16 protein-coding genes are annotated in these 14,270 nt (G+C 67.4%); 15 read left to right on the top strand and 1 reads right to left on the bottom strand.

The window, feature by feature from the left end; all coding sequences use genetic code 11:
• The first annotated feature begins 10 nt into the window (after positions 1–10).
• The 10 genes from folE to K0O64_RS26255 all read left to right on the top strand — a co-directional run bounded on the left by folE (position 11) and on the right by K0O64_RS26255 (position 7,414).
• On the top strand, positions 11–613 hold the full coding sequence (gene folE / locus K0O64_RS26300) for a GTP cyclohydrolase I FolE (protein ID WP_156909879.1): 603 nt from the start codon (positions 11–13) through the stop codon (positions 611–613).
• Positions 610–1,452, top strand: a complete 843-nt coding sequence (folP, locus tag K0O64_RS26295; RefSeq protein WP_071948915.1) for a dihydropteroate synthase — start codon at positions 610–612, stop codon at positions 1,450–1,452. The genes folE and folP overlap by 4 nt, the downstream gene beginning before the upstream one ends.
• The gene (folB, locus tag K0O64_RS26290) at positions 1,445–1,846 is read left to right on the top strand and encodes a dihydroneopterin aldolase (protein ID WP_071948916.1); all 402 of its coding nucleotides are present in this window, start codon (positions 1,445–1,447) and stop codon (positions 1,844–1,846) included. The genes folP and folB overlap by 8 nt, the downstream gene beginning before the upstream one ends.
• Positions 1,843–2,364 (top strand): 2-amino-4-hydroxy-6-hydroxymethyldihydropteridine diphosphokinase, encoded by a 522-nt coding sequence (gene folK / locus K0O64_RS26285; protein ID WP_071948917.1) that lies wholly within the window; start codon positions 1,843–1,845, stop codon positions 2,362–2,364. The genes folB and folK overlap by 4 nt, the downstream gene beginning before the upstream one ends.
• Positions 2,364–2,840 (top strand): DUF3180 domain-containing protein, encoded by a 477-nt coding sequence (locus K0O64_RS26280; protein ID WP_071948918.1) that lies wholly within the window; start codon positions 2,364–2,366, stop codon positions 2,838–2,840. The genes folK and K0O64_RS26280 overlap by 1 nt, the downstream gene beginning before the upstream one ends.
• 67 nt (positions 2,841–2,907) lie before the next feature.
• The gene (locus K0O64_RS26275) at positions 2,908–4,224 is read left to right on the top strand and encodes a DUF6779 domain-containing protein (protein ID WP_071948919.1); all 1,317 of its coding nucleotides are present in this window, start codon (positions 2,908–2,910) and stop codon (positions 4,222–4,224) included.
• Between the two features lie 94 nt (positions 4,225–4,318).
• On the top strand, positions 4,319–5,254 hold the full coding sequence (locus K0O64_RS26270) for a Rossmann-like and DUF2520 domain-containing protein (RefSeq protein ID WP_071948920.1): 936 nt from the start codon (positions 4,319–4,321) through the stop codon (positions 5,252–5,254).
• On the top strand, positions 5,251–6,180 hold the full coding sequence (gene panC / locus K0O64_RS26265) for a pantoate--beta-alanine ligase (protein ID WP_096312380.1): 930 nt from the start codon (positions 5,251–5,253) through the stop codon (positions 6,178–6,180). Before K0O64_RS26270 ends, panC begins: the two co-directional genes overlap by 4 nt.
• Positions 6,180–6,596, top strand: a complete 417-nt coding sequence (gene panD, locus K0O64_RS26260) for an aspartate 1-decarboxylase (RefSeq protein WP_071948922.1) — start codon at positions 6,180–6,182, stop codon at positions 6,594–6,596. Before panC ends, panD begins: the two co-directional genes overlap by 1 nt.
• A 2-nt stretch (positions 6,597–6,598) precedes the next feature.
• The gene (locus tag K0O64_RS26255; protein ID WP_071948923.1) at positions 6,599–7,414 is read left to right on the top strand and encodes a type III pantothenate kinase; all 816 of its coding nucleotides are present in this window, start codon (positions 6,599–6,601) and stop codon (positions 7,412–7,414) included.
• On the opposite strand, the gene K0O64_RS26250 is transcribed toward K0O64_RS26255, so the two are convergent.
• Entirely contained in the window at positions 7,411–8,679 is a 1,269-nt protein-coding gene (locus K0O64_RS26250) for an alanine racemase (protein WP_071948924.1), read from the bottom strand. The genes K0O64_RS26255 and K0O64_RS26250 overlap by 4 nt on opposite strands.
• Positions 8,680–8,702: 23 nt before the next feature.
• On the opposite strand from K0O64_RS26250, the gene lysS reads away from it, so the two are divergent.
• The 5 genes from lysS to K0O64_RS26225 all read left to right on the top strand — a co-directional run bounded on the left by lysS (position 8,703) and on the right by K0O64_RS26225 (position 14,259).
• The gene (gene lysS, locus K0O64_RS26245; RefSeq protein WP_071948925.1) at positions 8,703–10,223 is read left to right on the top strand and encodes a lysine--tRNA ligase; all 1,521 of its coding nucleotides are present in this window, start codon (positions 8,703–8,705) and stop codon (positions 10,221–10,223) included.
• Between the two features lie 115 nt (positions 10,224–10,338).
• On the top strand, positions 10,339–10,680 hold the full coding sequence (lsr2, locus tag K0O64_RS26240) for a histone-like nucleoid-structuring protein Lsr2 (RefSeq protein WP_036341782.1): 342 nt from the start codon (positions 10,339–10,341) through the stop codon (positions 10,678–10,680).
• 249 nt (positions 10,681–10,929) lie between these two features.
• Positions 10,930–13,458, top strand: a complete 2,529-nt coding sequence (gene clpC1 / locus K0O64_RS26235; protein WP_071948926.1) for an ATP-dependent protease ATP-binding subunit ClpC — start codon at positions 10,930–10,932, stop codon at positions 13,456–13,458.
• Positions 13,459–13,532: 74 nt separating this feature from the next.
• Complete coding sequence (locus K0O64_RS26230; protein ID WP_071948927.1) at positions 13,533–13,901, top strand: YbjQ family protein; 369 nt, start codon at positions 13,533–13,535, stop codon at positions 13,899–13,901.
• A gap of 145 nt (positions 13,902–14,046) precedes the next feature.
• Positions 14,047–14,259 (top strand): CbtB domain-containing protein, encoded by a 213-nt coding sequence (locus K0O64_RS26225; RefSeq protein WP_047332488.1) that lies wholly within the window; start codon positions 14,047–14,049, stop codon positions 14,257–14,259.
• The last annotated feature ends 11 nt before the right edge of the window (positions 14,260–14,270 follow it).

The following is a 14,270-nucleotide window of genomic DNA, read 5'->3' as shown; positions in this document are numbered from 1 at the left end:
CGGAGCTTCGATGCCGCAGCCCACTTCGAGCACGTTGGAGACGCTTGTGTTCGATCAGCCGCGAGCTGAAGCCGCCGTTCGGGAATTGCTGCTGGCGGTCGGCGAAGATCCCGACCGGCAGGGTCTGCAGGACACCCCGGCACGCGTCGCGCGGGCATTCAAAGAGATGTTCGCCGGCCTCTACACCGACCCCGACGACGTGCTGTCGACGACGTTCGACGAGCAGCACGACGAGCTGGTGCTGGTCAAGCAGATCCCGATGTACTCGACCTGCGAGCACCATCTGGTGTCCTTCCACGGTGTCGCCCACGTCGGCTACATCCCCGGCGAGGACGGCCGGGTGACCGGATTGTCGAAGCTGGCCCGGGTGGTCGATCTGTACGCCAAGCGTCCCCAGGTGCAGGAGCGGCTGACGGGGCAGATCGCTGATGCGGTCATGCGCAAGCTCAAGCCGCGCGGCGTCATCGTCGTCATCGAGGCCGAACACCTCTGCATGGCGATGCGCGGGGTTCGTAAGCCGGGCGCGATCACCACGACGTCGGCGGTCCGCGGACAGTTCAAGACCGACAATGCATCGCGATCCGAGGCGCTGGATCTCATCCTGCGTAAATGACGCAATCACCCGGCCCGAGCACGTTGGTGATGGGAGTCGTCAACGTCACCGACGATTCCTTCTCCGACGGCGGACGCTATCTCGACCCGGCACGTGCCGTCGCTCACGGCCTGGCCCTGGCCGCGCAGGGAGCGTCGATCATCGACGTCGGCGGTGAATCGACCCGACCCGGCGCGGTGCGCATCGACGCTGCGGTGGAATCCGCCCGCGTGGTTCCCGTCATCAAAGAGCTTGCCGCCCAAGGTATTACGGTGAGCATCGACACGATGCACGCCGCTGTCGCGGCCGCCGCGCTAGACAACGGCGCCAGCATCGTCAACGACGTCTCCGGTGGCCAGGCCGATCCGGTGATGGCCCCGATGGTGGCCGAGGCCAAGGTGCCATGGGTGTTGATGCACTGGCGCTCGGTGCGTGCCGAGCATCCCCACGAGGTGCCCGCCTACGGTGATGTGGTCGCCGAGGTGCGTGACGAACTCCTCGCCGGTGTCGACGCCGCCGTCGCAGCCGGGGTCGACCACGAGAACCTGATCATCGACCCGGGACTCGGATTCGCCAAGACCGCCCAACACAATTGGGCTCTGCTGCACGCGCTGCCCGAATTCGTGGCCACCGGGATTCCGGTGCTCGTCGGTGCGTCACGCAAACGCTTCCTCGGTCGCCTGCTCGCCGATACCGACGGCACCATCCGGCCGCCGGACGGACGCGAGACCGCGACGGCGGTGATCTCCGCGCTGGCCGCCCTCAACGGTGCCTGGGGAGTGCGGGTGCACGATGTGCGGGCCAGCGTGGACGCACTCAAAGTTGTTGGGGCATGGGAACAAGCAGGTGCAGATGGCTGACCGGATCGAGCTGCGCGGCCTGACGGTCCGCGGCAACCACGGCGTGTTCGACCACGAGCGTCGCGACGGCCAGGATTTCATCATCGACATCACGGTGTGGATCGACCTTGCCGAGGCTGCCGCCAGTGACGACCTCGCCGACACCTACGACTACGGCACGCTGGCCCAGCGGGCGGCCGCGATCGTCGGCGGCCCGGCGCGCAACCTGATCGAGACGGTTGCCGGCGAGATCGCCGAGGACGTGATGAACGACCACCGGGTGCATGCGGTCGAGGTGGTGGTGCACAAGCCGAATGCGCCAATCCCGTTGACGTTCACCGATGTTGCGGTCGTCGCGCGTCGCTCGCGCCGCGGTGGACGAGGTCAGATCGTTCCGCTCGGAGGTGAGCTGTGACGCGCGTGGTGCTCTCCATCGGCTCCAACCTCGGCGACCGGATGGCGCGGCTGCAGTCCGCCGTCGACGGGCTCGGCGATACGGTGCGCGCGCTGTCACCGGTGTACGAAACCGACGCCTGGGGTGGCGTGGAGCAGGGCCCGTTCCTCAACGCCGTCGTGGTCGCCGACGACCCCGACGCCGACGGCCACGAATGGCTGCGCCGCGCACAGGCTTTGGAGAACGCCAACGATCGCATCCGCGAGCAGAAGTGGGGACCGCGCACCCTCGATGTCGACCTCGTCAGCTGCTATGACGGCGAGACCGAGGTGTTCTCCCGCGACGAGGGACTGACCTTGCCGCATCCGTTGGCTCACCTGCGCGCGTTCGTGATGGTGCCGTGGTTGGCGGTCGACCCCGACGCCGAACTCACCGTCGCCGGCCAGCGTCAGCGGGTCGACCGCCTGCTGGCCGAGCTCGATGCGGTCGACCGCGACGGGGTGCGCCTGACTCCTCATGTCCTGCGGTTGGGCACGTGATGGGCCCGACACGGAAACGCGATCTCATAGTCGCCACCGTCGCAGTCGCGATCCTCGCCTACCTGGTGATGCACGTCCTCTACCGCTACTTCCCGCCGATCACCCTGTTCACCGGGCTGTCGCTGCTGGCGGTCGCCGCGATCGAGGGTGCCTGGGCGGTGTCGGTCCGGGCCAAGATCCGCGACAACCAGATCGGCGTCGGCGGAGGGCGGCTGCATCCGCTGACCGTGGCGCGCAGTGTGGTGGTGGCGAAGGCGTCGACGTGGGTCGGCGCGGTGATGCTGGGGTGGTGGGTCGGGGTGCTGGCCTACCTGCTTCCACGCCGGACCGAGCTGCGGGTGGCCGGGGCCGACACCCCCGGCGCCGTGGTGGCCGCGTTCAGCGCGCTGGCCCTGGTGGTTGCGGCCCTGTGGCTGCAGAATTGCTGCCGGTCGCCGGGCGACCCGACCGAGGACCCCGACGCCGCCCCCGACTAGTGGGAAGGCGGCGAATCGCCGCAGCTCGACGACACGCTGACGGACATCGCGCGGGTACAGTCAGCCCATGACCGTTCTGTCCCGCGGCGCCAAGAATCGGCGCGGCGGCCGCAGGCCGGGTTGGCTGCTCTTGACGGTGTTGCTGGTCCTAGCCATTGCGGCCAGTTCCGCGTTGGTTTTCACCACCCGCGTCGAGCTGCTCAAGCTGGCGGTCATCCTGTCGTTGTGGGCGGCGGTGATCGGCGCGTTCGTCTCCGTCATGTACCGCAGGCAGAGCGATATCGACGCCGCCCGGGCCCGGGACCTCAAGCTGGTCTACGACCTGCAGCTGGACCGTGAGATCTCGGCGCGCCGCGAATACGAGCTGAGCGTCGAATCCCACCTGCGCCGCGAGCTGGCCTCCGAGCTGCGCGCCCAAGCCGCCGACGAGGTCGCCGCGCTGCGCGCGGAGCTGGCGGCGCTGCGGGCCAACCTGGAGATCCTGTTCGACGCCGACCTGGGTGACCGGCCCGCACTCGAGGGCGACCGCGCCGCCGACTGGACCCGGGACACGACGACCATGCCGCCGGTGCCCGGCCGGGTCGAAAGCAGCCGGATCACCCCGGTGCGGCCGGAGGACTCCGCCACCCGGACCGCCGAGAACCCGATCATCGATGTCCCCGAGGAACCCCTGATCCCGCCGCCGCCGCCCCAGCAGGCTCCGCCTCCGCCCCCGAGGCGCCGGCGTGCCGAGCCCGAACCCGAGTTCGGCGGGTCGCACCGACGGCCTTCGGAGAACGGCGAGCGTGTCGCGGAGCCGGAACGGCCCTTTGCGCCGCCCCCACCCCCGCCGCCGCAACCCGACCCCGACGTCGCCGCCGCGGCCGCCGCATTGGCTCCCGAGCCGCCTGCTCCCGAGCCGCCGCGCCCGACACCGGAGGGAGCGGAATGGCGCCCGGTGGAAGCCGACGGCCGGTGGCTGCCGCCGGGTTCGCCGGGCAGCAACTGGGTCGCCAACGCCGACAACGGCTTCGTCGTCCCGTCGGCTGCGGCGTCGAGGCCGCCCGTCGAGGAGCCGCGCGGCAGGCATTGGACCCCGCCCGAGGAAGCAACTCCGGTCGCCGGGCCGCAGCCGGAACCCGAACCGCAACCGCGACCGGAACCGGTCATGCAGCCAGCGCCCGAACCCCCTGCCCCACGCGCCCGCCATTCGGTCGACAGCTCCGGCCAGCCCGCCATGACCACCCCGCCTCCGGCCCGGCACCGCGGTGCCGAGGAGGAGCCGCCGCGACGGGCCCGCGACGCCGAGCAGACCGGCGGCCAGTCGGTCGCCGACCTGCTGGCCCGGCTGCAGGCCAACGGCAATACCGGCGGTGGTGGCCGGCGTCGTCGACGCGAGGATTAGGCCTTTCCCCGCCCGCGTTAGAGTTGTCTCGACCGTCCGGTACCTGACATAGGACTGGAACGAACAACTCATTGACGTCAGCGAGGTCGGCTACGTGGGCACCCCCAGCGGCTTGCGCCCCGCCCGGCTCAAGGTCGGCATCGTGTCGGCCGGCCGCGTCGGCACCGCCCTCGGTGTCGCTTTGGAGCGCGCCGAGCATGTGGTGGTGGCGTGCAGCGCGATCTCGACGGCGTCGCGCCGACTGGCCGAGCGGCGGCTGCCAGACACCGAGATCTTGCCCGTGCCCGACGTCGCCGACCGCGCCGAGTTGCTGCTGCTGACGGTGCCGGATTCCGAACTGCCCGGACTGGTGAAGGGACTCGCGGCGACGGGCGCGGTGCGCCGCGGCACCATCGTCGTGCACACCTCGGGTGCCAACGGGGTGGCGATTTTGGCGCCGCTGACCGAACAGGGCTGCGTGCCGCTGGCAATCCATCCGGCGATGACGTTCACCGGCGCCGACGAGGACATCGCCCGGCTGGCCGACAGCTGCTTCGGTGTCACCGCCGCCGACGAGATCGGTTATGCCATCGCCCAATCGCTGGTGCTGGAGATCGGTGGCGAACCGTTCGGGGTGCGCGAAGATGCCCGCACGCTGTATCACGCGGCACTGGCCCACGCCAGCAATCACATCGTCACGGTGGTCGCCGACGCGCTGGATGCGTTGCGCGCGGCGCTGTCCGGACAGGAGCTGCTCGGACAGGAACTCGTCGTCGACGCACCCGGCGGTCTCGCGGAGCGGATCGTCGGCCCATTGGCCCGCGCCGCGCTGGAGAACACGTTGCAGCGCGGGCAGGCGGCGCTGACCGGACCGGTCGCCCGCGGGGACGCGGCCGCTGTCGCCGGTCACCTGGCCGCGCTGGATGCGGTGAATCCCGAACTCGCCCAGTCGTATTGCGCGAACTCGCTGCGCACCGCCCAGCGTGCGCATGCCCCCGAGGAGGTTGTTGAGGTGTTGGCCGACTGGTCAGGACAAGGACGACGGCAATGAGCGCTCCCAAATTCACTCCCGGGCAACTCAACGTGTATCAGGTGCCGCAGGCGATCTCCGACGTCACGCGGGCGCTGCGGCACACCGGCCGGCGAGTCATGTTGGTGCCGACCATGGGTGCATTGCACGACGGGCACTTGGCGCTGGTGCGAGCCGCCAAGAAAGTGCCCGGCTCTGTCGTCGTGGTGTCGATCTTCGTCAACCCCTTGCAATTCGGCCCCGGCGAGGACCTCGACGCTTACCCGCGCACGCTGGAATCCGACCTCGAACTGTTACGCGGCGAAGACGTCGAGGTGGTGTTCGCGCCGAGCGCGTCGGCCATGTATCCCGACGGCCCGCGCACCACGGTGCATCCCGGACCCCTCGGTGCCGAGCTCGAAGGCGCTTCTCGGCCGGGACATTTCGCCGGAATGCTGACCGTCGTGCTGAAGCTGCTGCAGATCGTCCGACCGGACCGCGCGTTCTTCGGCGAGAAGGATTACCAGCAGCTCGTACTGATCCGCCAAATGGTCGACGACCTCAACGTGGACGTCCGCGTCGTCGGTGTACCGATCGTGCGGGAATCCGACGGCCTGGCGATGTCCTCGCGTAATCGCTACCTCAATTCCGAAGAGCGCGAACAGGCGTGCGCGCTGTCCTCGGCGCTGCTGGCCGGCATGTGGGCGGCAGCCGGCGGCGTCGACGCGGCGCTGGACGCCGCCCGTGCGGTGCTCGACGAAGTGCCCGCCATCGAGGTCGACTACCTGGAACTGCGGGGGCCGTGGCTGGAGCCGGCCCCGCCCTTCGGCCCGGCGCGTCTGTTGATCGCCGCTCGACTCGGTACCACCCGACTGCTCGACAACATCGCTGTCGACCTGTCCACCGACACCGCCCCGCCCGGCGTTGGCGGAAACGGCGATCACCCCGAAATCACCTGGAGAAACTGATGTTCCGGACGATGCTGAAGTCCAAGATCCACCGCGCGACGGTCACCCACGCCGACCTGCACTACGTCGGTTCGGTGACCATCGACGCCGACCTGATGGATGCCGCCGACCTGCTCGAGGGTGAGCAGGTGACGATCGTCGACATCGACAACGGTGCACGGTTGGCGACCTATGCCATCACCGGCCAGCGCGGCACTGGCGTGATCGGAATCAACGGCGCCGCAGCTCATCTGGTTCATCCGGGCGACCTTGTGATCATCATCGCCTACGGTGTGATGGCTGACGCCGAGGCCCGCGAGTACCGGCCGCGCATCGTGTTCGTGGACGCCGACAACCGGCAGGTCGACCTCGGCGACGACCCGGCCTTCGTGCCGGACGACGTCACCGACCTGCTGTCACCGCGGACTGTGAGCTGACCGTGCTGCTGGCCATCGACGTCCGCAACACGCATACCGTCGTCGGGCTGATCTCCGGATCCGGAGATCATGCGAAAGTGGTGCAGCACTGGCGGATCCGCACCGAGCCGGAAGTGACCGCCGACGAGCTGGCGCTGACCATCGAGGGACTGATCGGCGACGACTCCGAACGCCTCACCGGCGCCACCGGGCTGTCCACCGTCCCCTCGGTCATGTACGAGGTCCGGCTGATGCTCGAGCAGTACTGGGCAGGCGTGCCGCGCGTGTTGATCGAGCCGGGCGTGCGCACCGGGATCCCGCTGCTCGTCGACAATCCGAAGGAGGTCGGCGCGGACCGGATCGTGAACTGCCTGGCCGCCTACGCCAAGTTCAAGTCCGCCGCCATCGTGGTGGACTTCGGGTCTTCGATTGTTGTGGACGTCGTCTCGGCGAAGGGCGAATTCCTCGGTGGCGCAATCGCTCCCGGTGTCCAGGTGTCCTCGGATGCGGCGGCCGCACGATCGGCGGCCCTGCGCCGCGTCGAGCTGACGAGGCCGCGCTCGGTGGTCGGTAAGAACACCGTGGAATGCATGCAGGCCGGTGCCATGTTCGGATTCGCCGGTCTGGTCGACGGTTTGGTGAACCGGATCCGGGAGGACGTCGACGGATTCGCGGGCTCCGATGTGGCCGTCGTCGCAACCGGACACACCGCGCCGGTGATGCTGCCGGACCTGCACACCGTGCAGCACTACGACCAGCACCTGACCCTCGACGGTCTGCGGATGGTCTACGAACGCAACCGCGACAACCAACGCGGCCGGATCAAATCCGCCCGCTAGAAGAACGTCCGCACCAGATCGACCACCCGGCCGTGCCCGTCGAGCACCGGGATCAGCTGCCACTTGTCGAACACCGTGCACGGGTGGGATACCCCGAACGCGATCCAGCTGCCGACCTCGACGACATCCTCGGCCGCCGGCGACAACCGCAGAAAGGCATGCTGGTCGTTGAGCTTGACCACCTCGCAGCCGGCGAGGTCGGTCCAGTCCGCGCCACGCCGAACCCGTTGCGGTACAGGCAGATCCTGATCGAACGACACGTCGCGGCGGCCCATGGTCAGCAGTGCCAGGCCCGGCTCGGGCCGCGAGCAGACCTGTGCCCACACGCCGATCGCAGGCACGAATCCGCCGGGCTCGGCCCCAGGCCTGGTCAGCGGTGAGGTCCGCAGATACAGCCCGTCGTCGTTGGTCAGGTACGCCCCGCTGCGCAGGATCGTGCGCCACGGACCTGTGAGCGTCTCGGCCACCAGGTCGAAATGCATACTGCCACCGGCGGTTACGACCATGTCCACGCACCGGGGTGCCAGCCGCGCCGCCACCGCGCGCACCCACATCAGATAGTCCCGCACCCGCTTCACGCCGGGGGCCGACACGTCGTGGCCCAGTGCGGCCTCGTAACCGGCCACCCCGACCAGGCGAAGTTGAGGGCTGGCCGTCACCGCGTCGGCGACGGCATCGACGCAGGCGTCGTCGCGGCAACCGGTGCGGGTTCCCACCGCGCCGAGCTCGACGCAGACGTCGACCGGCCGCCGCGCACCGACCGCGTGCAACGCCTCGGTCATCATCGCCACCCCGCGCACCGAATCCACCCAGCAGATCAGCCGAAACTCGGGATCGCTGTCGAGCTCGGCGCCCAACCAGGCGAGGCCCGCCACATCCACCAGCTCGTTGGCCAGTACCACCTCGCGTACCCCGAATGCCCGGTACGCGCGCACCTGGCTGATGGTCGCGGCGGTCACCGCACATGCGCCCGCCTCGAACTGCCGGGCCAGCAGTTGCGGGGACATGTGCGTCTTGCCGTGCGGCGCCAGCTCGACCCCGTGTCGTGCACACCAGCCGGCCATCGTGGCCAGGTTGTGCCGGAGCGCCTCGTCATAAAGGACGCACACCGGCCCAAGCGGGCCCGCGGCGAACAGGTCCGGGGATTCGGCACAGATCTGCGCCACGGTGCGCCCCGACCATGCGGCCGGCAGGCCCTTGAATCGCCAGTCCACTCGTTGCCCGGCCAGGGCTGCCACCGCCGCCGCGTTTAGGAGGGACCTCATGACCTCATTTAAGCTGGCACGTCGTGAGCTCTGCTGATACTCCGGATACCGACCACACGGGCGCCGACGTCCCCGAGCAGTTCCGGATTCGCCAGGGCAAGCGTGAGGCGCTTTTGGCCGACGGAAAAGAGCCCTATCCGGTTTCGGTGCCGCGCACCCATTCGCTGGCCGAGATTCGCGCCGCCTATCCGGACCTGGAAGCCGACGCGACCACCGGCGACATCGTCGGCGTCACCGGCCGGGTGGTGTTCGCGCGCAACTCGGGCAAGCTCTGCTTCGCCACGCTGCAGGAGGGCGACGGCACCCAGTTGCAGGCGATGATCAGCCTGGCCGGGGTGGGCGAGGCCGCCTTGGAGGCTTGGAAGTCCGAGGTCGATCTCGGCGACATCGTGTTCGTGCACGGTGAAGTGATCAGTTCCCGTCGTGGCGAACTGTCGGTGATGGCCGACTCCTGGCAGATGGCCAGCAAGGCGTTGCGCCCACTGCCCGTCGCGCACAAGGAGATGAGCGAAGAGTCGCGCGTGCGGCAGCGCTACGTCGACCTGATCGTGCGTCCGGAGGCCCGCACCATCGCCCGGCAACGCATCGCGGTGGTCCGTGCGGTGCGCAATGCGCTGGAGCGCCGCGGGTTCCTCGAGGTCGAGACTCCGATGCTGCAGACACTGGCCGGTGGCGCGGCGGCACGGCCGTTCGTCACCCATTCCAACGCACTCGACGTCGACCTGTTCTTGCGAATCGCCCCCGAGTTGTTCCTCAAGCGGTGTGTGGTCGGGGGTCTGGAGAAGGTTTTCGAGCTCAATCGAAACTTCCGAAACGAAGGCATCGATTCGACGCATTCGCCGGAATTCTCGATGCTCGAGACTTATCAGGCTTGGGGAACGTATGACGATTCGGCGATCGTCACCCGCGAAGTTATTCAGGAAGTTGCGGACGAGGCGATCGGCGCACGGCAAGTATCATTGCCGGACGGGACAATCTATGACTTCGACGGTGAATGGCCGTCGTTACAAATGTACCCGTCGTTGTCTGAAGCTCTCGGGGAAGAGATCACCCCGGACACGTCGCTGGAATATCTACTCGGTATTGCCGGCCGGCTCGGGCTGGAGATCCCGCACGATCGCGGTTACGGGCACGGCAAGCTCATCGAGGAACTGTGGGAGCACACCGTCGGGAGCACATTGTGGGCCCCGGCATTCGTGAAGGATTTCCCGGTCGAGACCACACCGTTGACCCGGCAGCACCGCAGCATCCCTGGCGTGACCGAAAAGTGGGATCTGTACGTGCGCGGTTTCGAGTTGGCCACTGGTTACTCCGAGCTCGTCGATCCGATCGTGCAGCGCGAACGCTTCGAGGCCCAAGCCAGGGCGGCGGCTGCGGGTGACGACGAGGCGATGGCACTCGACGAGGATTTCCTGGCGGCAATGGAGTATGCGATGCCACCGACGACCGGAACCGGAATGGGGATCGATCGTCTGTTGATGGCACTCACCGGGTTGTCAATTCGCGAAACAGTTTTGTTCCCGATTGTTCGCCGACACGGCTGAAGTGCGCCGATCCAATCTACGTTGAACGATTTCGTCTGCTGTGGCACATTGGTGCCCATGGGGTAGACGCTCGACAATGGGTTGTTGAGCGCAGGCAGAAGGATTCAGTGAGGCAATGGCCAAGAAAGTGACCGTGACCCTCGTCGACGATTTCGACGGTGCGGGCGCAGCCGATGAAACGGTCGAATTCGCGCTCGACGGTGTGAGCTATGAGATCGATCTTTCTTCAAAAAATGCTCAGAAACTTCGCAACGATCTCAAGCAGTGGGTCGAGGCCAGCCGCCGCGTCGGTGGCCGTCGCCGCGGTCGCTCGGGTCCGGCCGGCCGTGGGCGCGCCAGCATCGACCGCGAGCAGAGCGCCGCGATCCGGGAGTGGGCACGCCGCAACGGCCACAAGGTGTCGACCCGGGGCCGCATCCCCGCTGACATCATCGACGCGTTCCACGCGGCGACCTAGCCTCCAGCTAACCTGCTTGCCCCTCGCCGCCACGGACGGTCCACTCGTTCGCTGGCGGCGAAGCGCTGACCGGTGGTTACCGGAAACGATTCGCAGCTCTGCCGCGTTGGTCTGCTAGGTCTGCACCGCTAGGGAACGCGGTTAAGGGTGGCAAGGGAGGACGCCTTCTGCGACCGCCCATTAGAGTGGACGACAGGTACGTGGTGACTACCGCTGTACCTAATCGTGATGGAGAGCAGGTAACCGAGGATGTTCGAGAGATTCACCGACCGTGCCCGCAGGGTCGTCGTCCTGGCTCAAGAAGAGGCCCGGATGCTCAACCACAACTACATCGGCACCGAGCACATCCTGTTGGGACTTATTCATGAGGGTGAAGGCGTAGCCGCCAAGTCACTGGAGTCGCTGGGCATCTCGCTGGAAGGTGTTCGCAGCCAGGTCGAGGAGATCATCGGTCAGGGCCAGCAGGCCCCGTCCGGGCACATCCCCTTCACCCCACGCGCCAAGAAGGTGCTCGAGCTGAGCCTGCGCGAGGCGCTGCAGCTCGGCCACAACTACATCGGCACCGAGCACATTCTGCTCGGCCTGATCCGTGAGGGCGAAGGTGTGGCCGCCCAGGTGCTCGTCAAGCTGGGTGCCGAACTGACCCGAGTGCGCCAGCAGGTCATCCAGCTGCTGAGCGGCTACCAGGGCAAGGAGACCGCGGAAGCCGGCACCGGTGGCCGCGGCGGCGAGTCCGGCAACCCGTCGACGTCGCTGGTCCTCGATCAGTTCGGCCGCAACCTCACCGCGGCCGCCATGGAGGGCAAGCTCGACCCGGTCATCGGCCGCGAGAAGGAAATCGAGCGGGTGATGCAGGTGCTGAGCCGGCGCACCAAGAACAACCCCGTGCTGATCGGCGAGCCCGGCGTCGGTAAGACCGCTGTCGTGGAGGGCCTGGCCCAGGCGATCGTGCACGGCGAGGTTCCCGAGACGCTGAAGGACAAGCAGCTCTACACCCTCGACCTCGGGTCGCTGGTGGCCGGCAGCCGTTACCGCGGTGATTTCGAGGAACGCCTCAAGAAGGTGCTCAAGGAGATCAACACCCGCGGCGACATCATCCTGTTCATCGACGAGCTGCACACGCTTGTCGGTGCGGGTGCCGCCGAGGGCGCCATCGACGCCGCGTCGATCCTCAAGCCCAAGCTGGCTCGTGGTGAGCTGCAGACGATCGGTGCGACCACGCTCGACGAGTACCGCAAGTACATCGAGAAGGACGCCGCCCTGGAGCGCCGGTTCCAGCCGGTCCAGGTGGGTGAGCCGACGGTGGCGCACACCATCGAGATCCTCAAGGGTCTGCGCGACCGGTACGAGGCCCACCACCGGGTCTCGATCACCGATGCGGCGATGGTCGCGGCGGCCACCCTGGCCGACCGCTACATCAACGACCGCTTCCTGCCGGACAAGGCGATCGACCTGATCGACGAGGCCGGCGCCCGGATGCGCATCCGCCGGATGACCGCTCCGCCAGACCTGCGTGAGTTCGACGAGAAGATCGCCGACGCGCGCCGGGAGAAGGAGAGCGCGATCGACGCGCAGGACTTCGAGAAGGCCGCCTCGCTGCGGGATCGCGAGAAGCAGCTGGTCGCCCAGCGTGCCGAGCGTGAAAAGCAGTGGCGCTCAGGCGATCTCGATGTCGTGGCCGAGGTCGACGACGAGCAGATCGCCGAGGTGCTCGGCAACTGGACCGGTATCCCCGTGTTCAAGCTGACCGAGGAGGAGACCACGCGGCTGCTGCGCATGGAGGACGAGCTGCACAAGCGGATCATCGGGCAAGAGGATGCCGTCCGTGCTGTTTCGAAGGCCATCCGCCGTACCCGCGCCGGCCTGAAGGATCCCAAGCGGCCGTCCGGCTCGTTCATCTTCGCCGGCCCGTCCGGTGTCGGTAAGACCGAGCTGTCCAAGGCGCTGGCGGAGTTCCTGTTCGGCGACGACGACGCGCTGATCCAGATCGACATGGGCGAGTTCCACGACCGCTTCACCGCGTCGCGGTTGTTCGGTGCCCCTCCGGGATACGTCGGGTACGAGGAGGGCGGCCAGCTCACGGAGAAGGTGCGCCGCAAGCCGTTCTCGGTCGTGCTGTTCGACGAGATCGAAAAGGCCCACCAGGAGATCTACAACACCCTGTTGCAGGTCCTCGAGGACGGTCGTCTCACCGACGGTCAGGGCCGCACGGTCGACTTCAAGAACACCGTGCTGATCTTCACCTCGAACCTGGGCACCTCGGATATCTCCAAGGCGGTCGGCCTCGGCTTCACCCAGGGTGGCGGTGAGAACAACTACGAGCGGATGAAGCAGAAGGTCAACGACGAGCTCAAGAAGCACTTCCGTCCGGAGTTCCTCAACCGCATCGACGACATCATCGTCTTCCACCAGCTGACCAAGGACGAGATCATCCGCATGGTCGACCTGATGGTGGGCCGGGTGTCCAAGCAGTTGAAGACCAAGGACATGGAGATGGAGCTGACCGACAAGGCCAAGGCCTTGCTGGCCAAGCGGGGCTTCGACCCGGTGCTGGGTGCCCGGCCGCTGCGGCGGACCATCCAGCGCGAGATCGAGGATGCCCTCTCGGAGAAGATCCTCTTCGAGGAGGTCGGCCCCGGCCAGCTGGTCACCGTCGACGTGGACAACTGGGACGGCGAAGGCGCCGGCGAGGACGCGAAGTTCACCTTCACCGGTGGGCCCAAGCGCCCCGAGCCGGCCGAGGCGGACCTGGCCAACGCAGGCACCGCCAGCGAATAACGACGCTGCACGAAACGGGCGGCTACCCTCTACCGGGGTAGTCGCCCGTTTCGCATGCAGAGGAAGGCTTGGCCGTGCTTGTTGTCACCACGAACGACATCCCGGGCTGGGAAATCCAGCGGGTTTGCGGTGAGGTGTTCGGCCTCACCGTGCGATCGCGCAACGCCTTCGCCCAGATGGGTGCGGGCTTCAAGAGCATGTTCGGCGGGGAGCTGCAGGGCATGACGAAGAACCTCGCCGAAAGCCGCAACGAGGCGATGAACCGGCTGATGGGCGAGGCCCGCAATCGCGGCGGAAACGCGATCGTCGCAATGCGTTTCGACACCACCGAACTCGGCGATGTGTGGACCGAGATCTGCGCCTACGGCACCGCGGTGCAGGCCGTACCGGTCACCGACGCCGCCAAGTACACCGCGCAGCAACTGGGTTACGGCGCCGGCTGAGCAGATGCCGGTATAGCATCCTCGGTGTAAGAGACGAGTCGAGGAATCTGGTGAAATTCCAGAACGGTCGCGCCACTGTTGACAGTCAGACCCGAGGCCCGTCAAGGTTCGTTATTGGGACGCGTAGTTCCCTGGAAGGACACCGATGACCACTCCGCAGACCAAGAGCCGCGCCCGCGCCGTCGACCTGTCGGCCGCCAAGGCTGTCGCCTGGCTCTCGCTGACCGCCTTCTTCGCGCTGCTGGTGCTGTACTTCGTCGGTATCGACCAGGGCGCCACTTCGGTGTTCGGCGACAACATGTACGTCCACGAATTCGTGCATGACGCCCGCCATCTGCTCGGCTTCCCCTGCCACTGAGCAACTCCATC

Source organism: Mycolicibacterium pallens (assembly GCF_019456675.1).
GTDB lineage: Bacteria > Actinomycetota > Actinomycetes > Mycobacteriales > Mycobacteriaceae > Mycobacterium > Mycobacterium crocinum.
The sequence above is the reverse complement of the archived record's forward strand: the minus strand, read 5'-3'. Positions and strand labels throughout refer to the sequence as shown.